Below are 15,209 nucleotides of genomic sequence, written 5' to 3'. Positions count from 1 at the left end.
AGCGGGTAACGAGGCTCGAACTCGTGACCTCGACCTTGGCAAGGTCGCGCTCTACCAACTGAGCTACACCCGCATTGAATTCTTGGAGGCGCGGTCCGGAGTCGAACCGGACTAACCGGATTTGCAATCCGGGGCATAACCGCTTTGCTACCGCGCCTTAGAAATCAAATTTTTCTTCCATCAGCATTTGGTGGCGCTGATGAAAATGGGAAGCCGGGGCTTCCCATTTGTATGCCTGGAGCGGGTAACGAGGCTCGAACTCGTGACCTCGACCTTGGCAAGGTCGCGCTCTACCAACTGAGCTACACCCGCATTGCCTTTCGGCTTTCAACGCACTGCCCGCATGACATCAAAACTTGCGTTTCTTCTGTCTTGCGCCGTTTGCGCTGAAGCAGAGATTCTATACCGAATTTCGAGAGCTGCGCAAGACATACGCTCAATTCGGCCGAAGAATCTCGGCGGCTCGACTCTTCAATGCTTCAGCGAGTCCCCGGTCTTGTCTGTCTCCGCAGGCTTGGCCGCCTCGGTCACGGGTGCGGCGGCCTCTTCCTCGGGCAGGGGTTGAGGCGCCGACTCGAGCGCCACTTCCAGCACACGGTCGATCCACTTCACCGGCACGATTTCGAGCTGGTTCTTGACGTTCTCGGGGATGTCCTGCAGGTCCTTGACGTTCTCTTCCGGAATCATCACGGTCTTGATGCCGCCGCGGTGGGCCGCCAGCAGTTTTTCCTTCAGGCCGCCGATCGCCGTCACCTCGCCGCGCAAGGTGATCTCGCCGGTCATCGCCACACCGGCACGCACCGGGATGCCGGTCAGGGCCGAGACGAAGGCCGTCGTCATCGCGATGCCGGCGCTCGGGCCGTCCTTGGGCGTGGCGCCGTCGGGCACGTGGATGTGCACATCGCGCTTCTCGAACAACTCATCCTTGATGCCCAGGCGGCGGGCGCGCGAACGCACCACGGTGCGGGCGGCCTCGACCGATTCCTTCATCACGTCGCCCAGCGAACCGGTGCGCAGGATATTGCCCTTGCCTGGCATGGCCGTGGCCTCGATGGTCAGCAGATCGCCCCCCACCTCGGTCCAGGCCAGACCGACCACCTGGCCAACCTGGTTCTTCTTCTCGGCGCGGCCGAAGTCGTACTTGCGCACGCCCAGGAAGTCGTTGAGGTTCTCGTCGGTAACCTGCACCTGGCCTTCGTAGGTCTTCAGCGCCAGGCCCTTCACCACCTTGCGGCAGATCTTGGAGATTTCGCGCTCCAACGAGCGCACACCGGCTTCCCGCGTGTAATAGCGGATGATGCCGCGGATCGCGGACTCGGTGACTTCCATCTCCTCGTCCTGCACGCCGTTGTTCTTACGCTGCTTGGGCAGCAGGTAGCGCTGGGCGATGTTGACCTTCTCGTCCTCGGTATAGCCCGACAGGCGGATCACTTCCATCCGGTCCAACAAGGCCGGCGGGATGTTCAGCGAGTTCGAGGTGGCGACGAACATCACGTCGCTCAGGTCGAAGTCGACCTCGACGTAATGGTCGGCGAAGGTGTGGTTCTGTTCGGGATCCAGCACCTCCAGCAAGGCCGAGGACGGATCGCCGCGGAAGTCCATGCCCAGCTTGTCGATCTCGTCGAGCAGGAACAGCGGATTGCGCGTGCCGGTCTTGGACAGGCTCTGCAGCACCTTGCCCGGCATCGAACCGATATAGGTACGGCGGTGGCCGCGAATCTCGGCTTCGTCGCGCACGCCGCCCAGGGCCATGCGCACGAACTTGCGGCCGGTGGCACGCGCCACGCTCTGACCCAGCGAGGTCTTGCCGACGCCCGGAGGGCCGACCAGGCACAGGATCGGTGCCTTCACCTTGTCGACGCGCTGCTGCACCGCGAGGTACTCGAGGATGCGTTCCTTGACCTTGTCCAGACCGTAGTGGTCCTCATTCAGCACCGCTTCGGCATTGGCCAGGTCGTGCTTGATCTTGGTCTTCTTGCTCCAGGGCAGGTTGACCAGGGTCTCGATGTAGTTGCGCACCACCGTCGCTTCGGCGGACATCGGCGACATCAGCTTGAGCTTCTTCAGCTCGCTGTCGGCCTTCTTGCGCGCTTCCTTGGGCATGCGGGCGGCCTGGATCTTCTTGTCCAGATCCTCCAGGTCGGCGCCCTCTTCCCCGTCGCCCAGTTCCTTCTGGATGGCCTTGACCTGCTCGTTCAGGTAGTACTCGCGCTGGCTCTTCTCCATCTGGCGCTTGACGCGGCCGCGGATGCGCTTTTCCACCTGCAGGATGTCGACCTCATGCTCCAGCAGGTCGAGCAGCTTCTCCAGCCGCTTGGCCACGTCGGACAGGTCCAGCACCGACTGTTTGGCGTCGAGCTTGAGCGGCAGATGTGCGGCGATCGTGTCGGCCAGGCGTCCGGCATCGTCGATCCCGGCGATCGAAGTCAGGATCTCGGGCGGGATCTTCTTGTTGAGCTTGACGTACTGGTCGAACTGCTGGGTCACGGCGCGGCGCAGCGCCTCGACCTCGGGCTTGGGATCGGCCTCGGGCGGGATCGGCAGCACCTCGGCGCTGAAATGCTCCTCACCGTCGGTGATGCTCTGCGTGGTGGCGCGCTGCAGGCCCTCGACCAGCACCTTCACGGTGCCGTCGGGCAGCTTCAGCATCTGCAGGATGCTGGAGACGCAGCCCACCTCGAACATATCGTCGGGCTTGGGCTCGTCCTTGCCGGCGGCCTTCTGGGCCACCAGCATGATCTGGCGGCCGGCCTCCATGGCCGCCTCCAGCGCCTTGATGGACTTGGGGCGCCCCACGAACAGCGGAATCACCATATGCGGGAACACCACCACGTCGCGCAGCGGCAGCAGCGGCAGCGTAATGGGTTCGGCTGGCAGAACGGGATGACCGGACATGAAAACCTCTCTTTCTCAGGCTCATCTGGAGCCTGAGCGGGCGATTACAAGACGCCGATTGGATGGGATCGGTCGATTGAAACAGCTTATGCGCTGGCCTTGGCCTGTTCGCGATAGACCAGCAGGGGCTTGGCACCCTCGTCGATGTTGTGCTCGTCCAGCACCACCTTGGCCACCCCGTCCAGGGCGGGCAGCTCGAACATCGTGTCGATCAGCGAATGCTCCATGATGGAGCGCAGGCCGCGGGCGCCGGTCTTGCGCGCCAGGGCCTTGCGGGCGATCGCACCCAGGGCCGAGGGGCGGATCTCCAGTTCCACGCCATCCATCGAGAACAGCTGCTGGTACTGCTTGACCAAGGCGTTCTTTGGCTCGGTAAGGATCTGCACCAAGGCGTCCTCGGTCAGCTCGCCCAGGGTGGCGACCACCGGCAGGCGGCCGACCAGTTCGGGGATCAGGCCGAACTTGATCAGGTCCTCGGGCTCCACCTCGCGGAACACCTCCGAGACGCGACGCTCGCTCTTGCTCTTCACCGTCGCGCCGAAGCCGATGCCGGATTTCTCGGAGCGGTTCTGGATCACCTTCTCCAGGCCGTCGAAGGCGCCGCCACAGATGAACAGGATGTTGGTCGTGTCGATCTGCAGGAAATCCTGGTTCGGATGCTTGCGGCCGCCCTGAGGCGGCACGCTGGCCATCGTACCTTCGACCAGCTTCAGCAGGGCCTGCTGCACGCCCTCGCCCGACACGTCGCGGGTGATCGAGGGGTTGTCGGCCTTGCGCGAGATCTTGTCGATCTCGTCGATGTAGACGATGCCGCGCTGGGCGCGCTCGACATCGTAATTGCAGTTCTGCAGCAGCTTCTGGATGATGTTCTCGACATCTTCGCCCACATAGCCGGCCTCGGTCAGCGTGGTCGCATCGGCGATCACGAAGGGCACGTTCAAGAGGCGCGCCAGGGTCTGGGCCAGCAGGGTCTTGCCGGAACCGGTGGGGCCGATCAAGAGGATGTTGCTCTTGGACAGCTCGACCGAATCCTTGGCACCGGCCATGTGGCGCAGGCGCTTGTAGTGGTTGTAAACCGCCACCGACAAGGTGCGCTTGGCCACGTCCTGGCCGATCACGTACTGATCCAGGCTGGACTTGATCTCGCTGGGCACGGGCAGATCGGACTTGCTGGCGCGTGCCTGCGGCGTGTCGGCCGGCACTTCATCGCGAATGATGTCGTTGCACAGCTCGATGCACTCGTCGCAGATGAACACCGACGGGCCAGCGATGAGCTTCTTCACCTCATGCTGGCTCTTGCCGCAGAAGGAGCAATACAGGACTTTTTCGCTGGAGTTGCCTTTTTTCTCGGCCATGGATCTGCTTTACGGTTCAGGCGTATGCCTGCTGGGATGATAGTTCAAACACCGACCGGGAGCTTCGCGCGAAAAAGCCCCCGATCGGCCTCCAGTTACAGGGGAGAAAGCTCAGCCGCGCTTGGCCACGACCTGATCGATCAGGCCATAGGTCTGCGCCTCGTCGGCCGACATGAAATAGTCGCGCTCGGTGTCGGCCTGGATCTTCTCCAGGCTCTGGCCGCTGCGCTCGGCCAGGATGCGGTTCAGTTGCTCGCGGGTCTTCAGGATCTCGCGGGCATGGATCTCGATATCGGTAGCCTGGCCCTGGGCGCCGCCCAGCGGCTGGTGGATCATGATCTTGGAGTTGGGCAGCGCGAAGCGCTTGCCCTTGGCCCCGGCCGCCAGCAGGAAGGCGCCCATGCTGGCCGCCATGCCCATGCACAGGGTCGACACATCGGGCTTGATGAAGTTCATCGTGTCGAAGATCGACATGCCGGCCGAGACGCTGCCGCCGGGCGAGTTGATGTAGAGATTGATCTCCTTGTCGGGGTTCTCGCTCTCCAGGAACAGCATCTGCGCCACCACCAGATTGGCCACGGCGTCGTTGACCGGCCCGACCAGGAAGATGATGCGCTCGCGCAGCAGGCGGCTGTAGATGTCATAGGCGCGCTCGCCGCGACCCGACTGTTCGATGACGATGGGCACCATGCCCAGATTGCTTGTTTCCAGCGCGCTCATGAGTTCCTCAATGCACTTGTGAAGCCTGATTATGTCGCTTGCGCGAAGCCCTTGGCTTGCAACGAAAAAGGCGCCGGCCTTGCGGCGCGGCGCCCTGGGCTGTCGGCCGATCCGAGGATCAGCCGGCGGTGGCCATCAGCTCGTCGAAGGGCAGCGCCTTGTCGTTGATCTTGGCCTTGGCCAGCACGAAGTCGGTGACGTTGTTCTCGATCACCACGGCCTCGACCTCGGCCAGGCGCTCGCGGTCGCTCAGGTACCAGCGCACCACCTCGGCGGGCTTCTCGTAGCTCTGCGACAGCTCCTCGATGTGGGCTTGCAACTGCTCGGGCTTGGCCTGCAGACTGTTGGCGCGCACCAGCTCGGCCACGACCAGACCCAGACGCACGCGCTTCTCGGCCTGCGGCTTGAACAGCTCCTCGGGGATCGGGGCCTTGTCGGCATCCTTGACGCCGCGCTTCTTCAGGTCCTCGCGGGCGGCGGCGACCATGCGCTCGGTCTCGCTGGCGATCAGGGCGTTCGGCACGTCCAGTTCGGCGGCGGCCACCAGGGCGTCCATCACGGCGCCCTTGTTGCGGGCCAGCACGCGGAACTTCACCTCGCGCTCCAGGTTCTTCTTGATGTCGGCGCGCAGCGCCTCGACCGTGGCGTCCTGGATGCCCAGACCCTTGGCGAAGGCCTCGTTGACCTCCGGCAGGTTCTGCGTCTCGATCTTCTTGACCGTCACCAGGAAGTCGGCTTCCTTGCCGGCCACGTCCTTGCCGTGGTAATCCTCCGGGAAGGCCAGCGGGAAGGTCTTGGAGTCGCCCGCCTTCATGCCGCGCACGGCGGCGTCGAAGGCTTCCAGCATCTGGCCTTCGCCGATGATGAACTGGAAGGCCTCGGCCTTGCCGCCGGCGAAGGGCTCGCCGTCGATCTTGCCTTCGAAGTCGATGGTGACGCGATCGCCCTCGGCCGCGCCCTCGGCGGCGGCGCGCTGGGCGAAGGTGCGGCGCTGCTTGCGCAGGATCTCGACGGTCTTGTCGATCGCCTCGTCGGTCACGTCGCTGGAGACGCGCTCGACCTCGGCGGCGGCCAGATCACCGATCTTGACCTCGGGATAGACCTCGAAGGTGGCATCGAAGGCCATCTCGCCCTCGGGCGCCTGCTCCTTCTGGGCGATGCGGGGCATGCCGGCGACGCGCAGCTTGGCCTCGTTGGCGGCCGAGTTGAAGGCCTCGCCCAGCTTGTCGTTCATGACTTCGTACTGGACCGAGTAGCCGTAGCGCTGGGCCACGACGCTCATCGGCACCTTGCCGGGGCGGAAGCCGTCGGCCTTGACGGTGCGAGCCAGCTTCTTCAGACGGTTCTCGACCTCGCTGGTGATGTCAGCGGCCGCCAGCGTGAGCGTGATGCGGCGTTCGAGCTTTTCGAGGGTTTCGACGGTAACGGCCATAGTTGACTCAGAAAACAAAGTGATGGTGCGCGGGGCCGGACTCGAACCGGCACGCCCGTGAAGGCGTCAGGACCTAAACCTGGTGCGTCTACCAATTTCGCCACCCGCGCGAGTGGTTTCAAGGCTGCCACGGTGCACGAAGCACCGCCTCAGCCCTGTGGCATTTCGGCAAACCGGAGATTGTAGCCGCATGCCAAAGCGGAAATCGGCCCCAAGGAAAACCCCGGGGCCGCATTCGAGGGGCCGGGTTCAGAACCGCGCCGCGGCGGCGGGACGCTGCACCCGGAACCAGGCCGCATACATCGCCGGCAGGGCCAGGAGCGTCAGCGCGGTCGCGACGATCAGGCCGCCCATGATGGCCACCGCCATCGGCCCCCAGAACACCGAGCGCGACAGCGGAATCATCGCCAGCACGGCCGCCGCCGCGGTCAGCACGATGGGGCGGAAACGCCGCACCGCCGATTCGACGATCGCGCTCCAGGCCGGCACACCGCGCGAGCGGTCCTGCTCGATCTGGTCGATCAGGATCACCGAGTTGCGCTGGATCATGCCCATCAGCGCGATCACGCCCAGCAGCGCGACAAAGCCGAAGGGCCGGTCCAGGATCAGCAGTGCAGCGGCCACCCCGGCGATGCCCAGGGGCCCGGTCAGGAACACCAGCATGGCGCGCGAGAAGCTCTGCAGCTGCAGCATCAGCAGCGTGAAGGTGATGAACAGCATCATCGGCACGCCAGCCGCGATCGAGCCCTGGCCCTTGCTGCTCTCCTCCACCGCGCCGGCCACCTCGATGCGATAGCCGGGCGGCATCTTGGCCTGCAGCTCCTGCAGCTTGGGCCAGATCTGGGCGGTCACCGTGGCGCCTTGCAGGCCCTCGGCCACGTCGCCCTGCACGGTCACCGCGTAGCGGCGCCCCTCCCGCCACAGCACGCCGGGCTCCCACCCGAACGTCACCTTGGCGATCTGGGTCAGCGGGATGGCCCGGCCGCTCGCGGTCGGCACATAGGCATTGCCGATGTCGGTGATGACATTGCGCTCATCCAGCGGCTGGCGCAGCACGATATCGATCAGGCGATCCCCCTCGCGGTACTGGCCGACGGTGCTGCCCGACAGCATGGTGCGCGAGGCCTGGGCGATGCTCTGGCTGGTGACCCCCAGCGCGCGCGCCTTGTCCTGGTCGATCTCCAGGCGCAGCGCCTTGATCGATTCGTTCCAGTTGTCGTTGACGCCGCGCATGTTCGGATTGGCGCGCAGGATCTCCTTGACCTGGTCGGCCCATTGGCGCACCTCGCTCAGGCTCTCCCCATTGACCCGGAACTGCACCGGATAGGGCACCGGCGGCCCGTTGGGCAGCAGCTTCACGCGGCCGCGCACCTCGGGAAACTCCGTGGCCAGGATGGCCGGCAGACGCCGCCGCAGATCCTCGCGCTGCGCCAGGTCCTTGGGCAGCACGATGGCCTGGCTGACGTTCACCTGGGGGAAGACCTGGTCCAGCGGCAGATAGAAGCGCGGCACGCCGCTGCCCACCCAGGTGCTGATGGTCGACACCCCCGGCTCCTTGAGCATGCGCGCCTCGAAGCGCTCGGCCACGGCCTTGCTCTGCAGGATCGTCGAGCCCTCCGGCAGCCACAGATCCACCATGATCTCGGGCCGGCTCGAATCCGGGAAGAACTGCTGCTGCACCCGCGTCATGCCGAACAGGCCCAGCACGAAGATCAGCACCGTCAGGCCGATCGTCTTCCAGCGGTTCTCGACGCACCAGCGCACCAGGCCGCGGAAGCGGTTGTAGAACGGCGTGTCGAACAGCTCATGGGCCTCGCCGTCGTTGGCCTTGTGGCTGCGCAGCAGCAAGGCGCCGAGATAGGGCACGAAGTAGACCGACACCACCCAGGAGATCATCAGCGCGGCGGCCGTCACGGCGAAGATGGCGAAGGTGTATTCCCCCACCGTCGACTGGGCCATGCCGATCGGCAGGAAGCCTACCGCCGTGATCAGGGTGCCGGTCAGCATGGGCATCGCCGTCGCGTCATAGGCGAAGGTGGCCGCATGCATCTTGTCATAGCCCTCCTCCAGCTTGCGCACCATCATTTCCACCGCGATGATGGCGTCGTCCACCAGCAGGCCCAGCGCAATGATCAGCGAACCCAGCGAGATCTTGTGCAGGCCCACGCCCCAATAGAACATGGTCACGAAGGTGATGGCCAGCACCAGCGGGATCGTGATCGCCACCACCAGCCCGGGCCAGATGTCGATGCGCAGCGGCCGGGTGTGCAGGCCCAGCGAGATGAAGCTGACCGCCAGCACGATCACCACCGCCTCGACCAGCACATGGACGAACTCGTTGACCGAGCGCGACACCGCCTGAGGCTGGTCCTGGATCTGCGACATCTCCAGGCCCGCCGGCAGCTCCTTCTGGATGCGCGCCGTCGCGGCCTGCAGCGCCTTGCCCATCGCGATGATGTCGCCGCCCTTGGCCATCGACACGCCCAGCGCCAGCACGTCCTTGCCCTGATGGCGCACCATCACCGTCGGCGGATCGACATAGGCGCGCCGGATCTCGGCGATATCGCCCAGCTTGAGGCTGCTGGCCTGACCGGTGGCCGGATTGACGCCGCGGATCGAGAACTCCTTCAGCGCCCGCACCGAATCGAACTGTCCCTGCACGCGCACCTGCAGATTGCCGCCATGGGCATCCAGCACGCCGGCGCCCTCCACCGCGTTCTGGGCCCCGAGCTGGCCGATCACCTGGTTGAAGTCCAGGCCCAGCTCGGCCAGCCGCTTCTGCGACACCTCGATGAAGAGCTTCTCGGCCTGCACGCCGAAGATCTCGACCTTGGCCACGCTGGGCACCAGCAGCAGCTCGCCGCGGATGCGCTCGGCCTGCTGGCGCATCTCCTCGCGCGAGAAGCCGTCGGCCGACAGCGCAAAGATCGAGCCGTAGACATCGCCGAATTCGTCGTTGAAGAAGGGGCCGAACACGCCCTGCGGCAGGGTGCTGCGCATGTCGCCGATCTTCTTGCGCACCAGATACCAGACGTCACTCACTTCCTTGGGTGGCGAGTTGTCCTTCAGCTGCAGGATCGTCAGCGATTCCCCGGGCTTGGTGAAGGTGCGGATCTTGTCGGCATAGGGCACCTCCTGCAGCGTCTTCTCGATCTTGTCGGACACCTGCTCGGCCATCTGCTGGGCCGTGGCGCCCGGCCAGTAGGCCTGGATCACCATGGCGCGGAAGGTGAACGGCGGGTCCTCGTCCTGCCCCAGCTGGAAATAGGCCGCGAAACCCATCACCATCAGCACCACCATCAGATAGCGGGTCAGCGCCGGATGCTCCAGCGCCCAGCGCGAGACATTGAAGCGGGAGGCCGTCGGGGCCTTGTGCGTCGTGCTCATGGAGCCCCTTTCAACGCGAGGCCGCCGCCGAGGCCGCGGGCGACACATAGCGCCGCACCTTCTGCCCCGGCGTCAGCACATGCACGCCCGCCGTCACCACCTCCAGACCCGGGGCCAGACCCGCGGCCACCACCACCTCGTTGCCATCGGCACCGGCCACCTGGATGGGCTGCAGCTTCACCGTCATGCTCGGGGCATCCAGCACCCAGACCGCGGTCTGGCCCTGCCGCTCCAGCACGGCCGACAGCGGCAGCTTCAGCGCCTGCTCCTGCTTGGGCAGTTCCAGGCTCACGGTGGCCGTCTGGCCCAGGCGCGCCTCGATCTGGCCCGCATCGGCCTTGACCAGGAAGGTGCGCGTGGTCGGATCGGCCGCGGCCGCCACCTCGCGAACCTGCACCGGCAGGGCCGGCTTGTCGCTGCCCCACAGCTTGACCTTCAGCGCGCCGGTCCGGCTGGCGGCCGCGCGCAGGCTGCCGATCAACTGCTCGGGCACCGAGAACACCACGTCGCGCGGCCCGTCGTGGGCCAGCTGCAGCACCGGCGCACCGGCCCCCATCACCATGCCGGGCTCGGCATAGACCGCGGTGATCACCCCGGCCGCATCGGCCTTGAGCTGCGCGTAATCGGACTGGTTGCCCTGGACATTGGCCTGGGCCTTGGCCTGGTCCAGCTGGGCCTGGGCCGCCTTGAAGGCGGCATCGCGCCGCTCCAGCTCGGCGGCGCTGATGAAGCCCTGCTGGTGCAGCTCGATGAAGCGCTTGTAGTCGGCGCTGGACTGGTCACGGTTGACCCGCGCCGCGCTCATCGCCGCACGCGCGGCATCCTGCGCCAGCAGCAGGTCCTGGCCGTCCAGGCGCGCCAGCAACTGCCCCGGCCTCACCACGTCGCCCAGATTGACGCGCCGCTCCAGCAGCTTGCCGCCGACCCGGAAGGACAGGCGGGACTCGGTGCGGGCACGCAGCTCCGCCGCGTACTCGTGCACCAGACCGGCGCTGCCACCGGCCAGCAGCTGGGTGCGCACCGCCCGCACCGGCTCGGGTGGCGGCTCGGATTTGCCGCAGGCCACCGACAGTGCGGCGGCCACTACGGCCAGCAGGACACCGAAACGGGCCGCCGGACGCGCCGACGGCTGGCCCTTGGCGGGCCGAGAAGAAACGAGGGACATGGCAACCTCAGGAATGAGAGGCCGCGACCGGCCATCCGGCCCGCCGCGGCCACAACTGACCAACCGGTCAGTAATGTATGGGCCGGTCCTTGCGCTGTCAAACAACGCGGCCGATCCCGGCTTTCCCGGACAATGCCGGCCGTGAGCATCGAGCACTATGAGAACTTTCCCGTCGCCTCCTGGCTGTGTCCGCCCGCGCTGCGGCCGGCCATCGTCGCGATCTACCATTTCGCCCGCACCGCCGACGACATCGCCGACGAAGGCCAGGCCGGCGCCGACGCGCGCCTGGCCGACCTGCGCGCCTACCGCGCCGAGCTGCTGAGGGCCGCCGCCGGCCGGCCGGCCGCAGCGCGCTGGGCCCGCGTGTTCGGCCCGCTGGGCGCGGCGATCGCCCGACACCGGCTGCCGCTGCCGCTGCTGGAGGCCCTGCTGGACGCCTTCGAGCAGGATCTGGTCAAGACCCGCTATGCCGACCGCGCCGAGCTGCTGGACTACTGCCGCCGCTCCGCCAACCCGGTGGGCCGGCTGCTGCTGCACCTCTACGGCGTGACCGACCCGCTGGCCCTCGACCGCTCCGATGCGATCTGCACCGGCCTGCAGCTGATCAACTTCTGGCAGGACATGAGCCGCGACGGCCCCGCGGGCCGCGTCTATGCGCCGGCGCAGGACCTGGCACGCCACGGCCTGAGCGCCGACGCGGTACAGGCCTGCCGGGACAGCCCCGCGGCCCGCGCCTTGATCCATCAGCTCTGCGCCTGGGCCGAGGCCCTGATGCACGAGGGCGCGCCCCTGGTGCACCAGATTCCCGGCCGCGCCGGCTGGGAGCTGCGCCTGGTGGTACAAGGCGGCCTGCGCATTCTTGAGAAAATCCAGACCATGGAATACGCCACCCTGCTCCAACGCCCCCGCATCACCGCCCTAGATCTGCCGCTGCTGGCCGGCCGCGCCCTGCGCATGCACCGCGAGGGAACCGCGTGACCCCGGAGCAATATGTCCAGGAGAAGGCGGCGCAGAGCGGTTCCAGCTTCTACTACGCCTTCCTGTTCCTGCCGCCGCCGCGCCGCGCCGCCATCACCGCCTTCTATGCCTTCTGTCGCGAGGTGGACGACGTGGTGGACGAGATCCACGACCCCGGCGTTGCCGCCACCAAGCTGGCCTGGTGGCGCAAGGAGGCCGCCGGCGCCTTTGCCGGCCAGGCCCAGCACCCCGCGATGAAGGCCCTGATGCCCCATGTGGCCAGTTACGACATCCGGCTCGAGCATCTCAACGCGGTGATCGATGGCTGCCAGATGGACCTGGAGCAGACCCGCTACCTGGACTACCCGGGCCTGCAGCGCTACTGCCACCTGGTGGCCGGCGTGGTGGGCGAGGTGGCCTCGGGCATCTTCGGCCGCACCGAGCCGCAGACCATCGCCTATGCCCACAAGCTGGGCCAGGCGATGCAGCTGACCAACATCATCCGCGACGTCGGCGACGACGCGCGCCGAGGCCGCATCTACCTGCCGATCTCCGAGCTGCAGCAGTTCGACGTCAAGGCCCACGAGATCCTCAAGCGCGACAAGCCCTGGGGCTACAGCGAGCGTTTCAGCGCGCTGATGCGCTTCCAGGCCGAGCGCGCCCATGCGCTCTACGACGAGGCCCTGGCGCTGCTGCCCGAGACCGACCGCCGCGCCCAGAAGCCCGGGCTGATGATGGCCAACATCTATCGCGCCCTGCTGCGGGAGATCGAGGCCGAGAACTTCCAGGTGTTGCAGCAGCGCATCTCGCTGACGCCGCTGCGCAAGCTCTGGATCGCGATGAAGACCAACTGGCGCGGCCGGTGACGGACCACCCGCTACCGGCTACGCCGGCCCCCTCATGGGGGCGCCGCTGGCAGCCCGGCAAAGCCGGATCTGCAGCAGCCGCTCAGTCATGAAGATCGCCATCGTCGGTGGTGGTTGGGCCGGCTTGGCGGCCGCGGTCCATGCGACCGAGGCCGGGCACCGGGTCACCCTGTTCGAGATGGCGTCGCAGCTGGGCGGCCGCGCGCGCAGCCTGCCCGACGCGCCGCGCCTGGACAACGGCCAGCACATCCTGATCGGCGCCTATGTCGAAAGCCTGGCGCTGCTGCGCAAGGTCGGCGTCGCCCCCGAGCAGGCGCTGCTGCGCTCGCCGCTCCGGCTGCGCTACCCCGAGCATGAGGGCCTGCGCCTGCCGCCGGGGCCGCCGCTGCTGGCCTTCGCCCGTGCGGTGCTGGGCTACCGCAGCTGGCCCCTGGGCGCGCGCCTGGCCCTGCTGCGCGCCAGCCTGGGCTGGGCTCTGGCCGGCTTCCGCTGTGCCGCCGGCCTGAGCGTGGCCGCGCTGTGCCGCCCCCTGCCCGCGGCCGTGCGCCGGGAGCTGATCGATCCGCTGTGCGTGGCGGCGCTGAACACGCCGGCCAGCGCCGCCAGCGCCCAGGTCTTTCTGCGCGTGCTGCGCGACGCGCTGTTCAGCGGCCGCGGTTCGGCCGATCTGCTGCTGCCGCGCCGGCCGCTGAGCGAGCTGCTGGCCGAGCCGGCGGCGCAATGGCTGCGCGCGCATGGCGCCGAGCTGCGGCTGGGCCAGCGCGTCGGGCGCATCGAGGCGGACGGGCGGATCGATGGCGAGCGCTTCGACGCCGTGATCCTGGCCTGCAGCGCACCCGAGGCCGCACGCCTGGCCGAGCCGCTGGCCCCCGGCTGGGCCGCGCAGGCCCGCGCGCTGCGCTTCGAGCCCATCGTCACCGTCTACCTGCGCAGCCCCGGCTCCGCCCTGCCCGCGCCGATGCTGGCGCTGCACGAAAGCCCCGAGGCGCCGGCCCAGTTCATCTTCGACCTCGGCCATTTGGGTCATGCCCCCGACCTGTTCGCCTGCGTGATCAGCGGAGCCGCGCCCTGGGTCGAGCGCGGGCTGGAGGCGGCCGGCGCCGCGGTACTGGCCCAGGTCCAGCAAGCCCTGCCCTGGCGCAGCCCGCCCACGGTGCTGCGGGTGCTGGCCGAAAAGCGCGCCACCTTCGCCTGCACGCCCGGGCTGGAGCGCCCCGCCGCCGCCATTGCGCCGGGCCTGTGGGCCGCCGGCGACTATGTCGACGGCCCCTACCCCGCCACGCTGGAGGGTGCGGTGCGCTCGGGCCTGGCGGCGACCCGGGCGATTCAGGGATTGAGCGGCTCGCGGGCCGGCTCACGTGCATAGGGCGCCGCCAGCGGCTCGCCGACGAACACGCTCTGCCCCGGCCACAGCACGCTGCGCCAGTAGGCCTCCAGGGCGCTGGCGCCCTGCAGGTAGTTGAGCAGCAACAGCTGCGGATGCGGGAACTTCTGCAAATGATTGCAGGGTTCGCTGACCGCGCCATGGCTGGCGGTGGCACCGGCCTCGATCCAGTCCAGCGCGCTCATCTGCGGCCCGTCCGTGCGCTCCAGCTGGCCGCCGGCCGAGGTCAGATGGTCGGCCAGCGCTCCGGGCAGGAAGGGAATCCGGTCCAGGCCCTCGACCCGGGCCAGGCCGGTCTGATAGATCAGCACGGCGTCCAGCGCCGGCAGCGCTTCCTGCATTACCCGGCGCGTCTGCAGCCCATGGGCCCACAGCCTGGCCTCGGGCGGGAACAGCGCTGCGCGCACATTGCGGGCCGGGTCCGCCGTGCTCGCGAACACCGCCTGCGCCGGCGGCGTGCCGCGCAAGGCCAGGGAATGGTCGGCCGCCACGCCGCGGTCGATCAGCGCGCGAGCGCTCTCCACCGAGCGCGCGGCCAGCAGCATGGCCGGACGCAGGCCCAGGTCCGTGTAGGGCCGGCGTCCCGCATAGGCCACATAGGGCGAGGGCCTGGAGGCCGCGCAGCTGTTCCGGCACAGCTCGGCCTGGAAGCCCAGGGCCAGCGCACCGGTGATCGAGTTGCAGGCCACCGCATAGGGCTGCGCCCAGGCCAGCGCCAGGGCCTGCACCCGCGGGCCCAGCCGCTCGTCCAGCTGCGCCTTGAAGGCCTCGAACTCGGCCGGGCTCAGGCCGGGCTGCAACGGCAGCTCCACGCGCACGATCTGCTCGGGCGCGAGGCCGCGCTTCTTGGCGTAGTACTTGCCGACCGCCACCGAATAGGGGTCGGCCTGGTTGACGACCACGGCGATGTCCTCGGCCGCCAGGTGGCCGCCGGTCGCCGGCACGCGCAGCCAGCCCGGCCCGGACTGCGCGCTCGCTGCGCCGCCGAAAACCAGCCAGGCGGCGCAGCCCCACCACAAAATGATGCGCCGCAGCATTTCGCCATGTA

At 67.7% G+C, this 15,209-nt stretch carries 10 protein-coding genes and 4 tRNA genes; 3 read left to right on the top strand and 11 right to left on the bottom strand.

All coding sequences use genetic code 11. The annotated features are described in order from the left end of the window. The 10 genes from AC07OQ_RS16210 to AC07OQ_RS16165 form a co-directional block, all read right to left on the bottom strand. Positions 1 to 73 (bottom strand) — tRNA-Gly (locus AC07OQ_RS16210). Positions 74 to 83: 10 nt separating this feature from the next. Then, positions 84 to 157 (bottom strand) — tRNA-Cys (locus tag AC07OQ_RS16205). Positions 158 to 236: 79 nt separating this feature from the next. Beyond that, positions 237 to 312, bottom strand: a tRNA-Gly gene (locus AC07OQ_RS16200). 159 nt (positions 313 to 471) lie between these two features. Continuing rightward, a complete protein-coding gene (gene lon, locus AC07OQ_RS16195; protein WP_495054156.1) occupies positions 472 to 2,895 on the bottom strand; it encodes an endopeptidase La in 2,424 nt (807 codons plus the stop codon). Between the two features lie 86 nt (positions 2,896 to 2,981). Continuing rightward, positions 2,982 to 4,250: an ATP-dependent Clp protease ATP-binding subunit ClpX gene (clpX, locus tag AC07OQ_RS16190; RefSeq protein WP_495054155.1), complete on the bottom strand. Its 1,269-nt coding sequence runs from the start codon at positions 4,248 to 4,250 to the stop codon at positions 2,982 to 2,984. Between the two features lie 111 nt (positions 4,251 to 4,361). Beyond that, the gene (gene clpP, locus AC07OQ_RS16185; RefSeq protein WP_495054154.1) at positions 4,362 to 4,970 is read right to left on the bottom strand and encodes an ATP-dependent Clp endopeptidase proteolytic subunit ClpP; all 609 of its coding nucleotides are present in this window, start codon (positions 4,968 to 4,970) and stop codon (positions 4,362 to 4,364) included. Positions 4,971 to 5,088: 118 nt separating this feature from the next. After that, entirely contained in the window at positions 5,089 to 6,402 is a 1,314-nt protein-coding gene (gene tig / locus AC07OQ_RS16180; protein WP_495054153.1) for a trigger factor, read from the bottom strand. A 23-nt stretch (positions 6,403 to 6,425) separates the two neighbouring features. Next, positions 6,426 to 6,512: transfer RNA gene (locus AC07OQ_RS16175), tRNA-Leu, on the bottom strand. A 139-nt stretch (positions 6,513 to 6,651) separates the two neighbouring features. Then, a complete protein-coding gene (locus tag AC07OQ_RS16170; RefSeq protein WP_495054152.1) occupies positions 6,652 to 9,789 on the bottom strand; it encodes an efflux RND transporter permease subunit in 3,138 nt (1,045 codons plus the stop codon). A gap of 10 nt (positions 9,790 to 9,799) precedes the next feature. Further along, the gene (locus AC07OQ_RS16165; protein WP_495054151.1) at positions 9,800 to 10,954 is read right to left on the bottom strand and encodes an efflux RND transporter periplasmic adaptor subunit; all 1,155 of its coding nucleotides are present in this window, start codon (positions 10,952 to 10,954) and stop codon (positions 9,800 to 9,802) included. 132 nt (positions 10,955 to 11,086) lie between these two features. On the opposite strand from AC07OQ_RS16165, the gene hpnC reads away from it, so the two are divergent. The 3 genes from hpnC (at position 11,087) to hpnE (ending at position 14,143) form a co-directional block, all read left to right on the top strand. Then, entirely contained in the window at positions 11,087 to 11,932 is an 846-nt protein-coding gene (hpnC, locus tag AC07OQ_RS16160) for a squalene synthase HpnC (protein ID WP_495054150.1), read from the top strand. Further along, the gene (gene hpnD, locus AC07OQ_RS16155; RefSeq protein ID WP_495054149.1) at positions 11,929 to 12,777 is read left to right on the top strand and encodes a presqualene diphosphate synthase HpnD; all 849 of its coding nucleotides are present in this window, start codon (positions 11,929 to 11,931) and stop codon (positions 12,775 to 12,777) included. Before hpnC ends, hpnD begins: the two co-directional genes overlap by 4 nt. A gap of 88 nt (positions 12,778 to 12,865) precedes the next feature. Further along, positions 12,866 to 14,143 carry a hydroxysqualene dehydroxylase HpnE gene (gene hpnE / locus AC07OQ_RS16150; RefSeq protein ID WP_495054148.1) on the top strand — a complete coding sequence of 426 codons (1,278 nt, stop codon included), beginning with the start codon at positions 12,866 to 12,868 and terminating at the stop codon, positions 14,141 to 14,143. Here the strand turns inward: hpnE and AC07OQ_RS16145 are convergent. Further along, the gene (locus tag AC07OQ_RS16145) at positions 14,104 to 15,198 is read right to left on the bottom strand and encodes a TIGR03790 family protein (protein WP_495054147.1); all 1,095 of its coding nucleotides are present in this window, start codon (positions 15,196 to 15,198) and stop codon (positions 14,104 to 14,106) included. The two genes, hpnE and AC07OQ_RS16145, sit on opposite strands and share 40 nt — an antisense overlap. Positions 15,199 to 15,209 lie beyond the last annotated feature (11 nt).

This window comes from Roseateles sp. GW821-FHT09B06, from assembly GCF_059418245.1.
The sequence above is the reverse complement of the archived record's forward strand: the minus strand, read 5'-3'. Positions and strand labels throughout refer to the sequence as shown.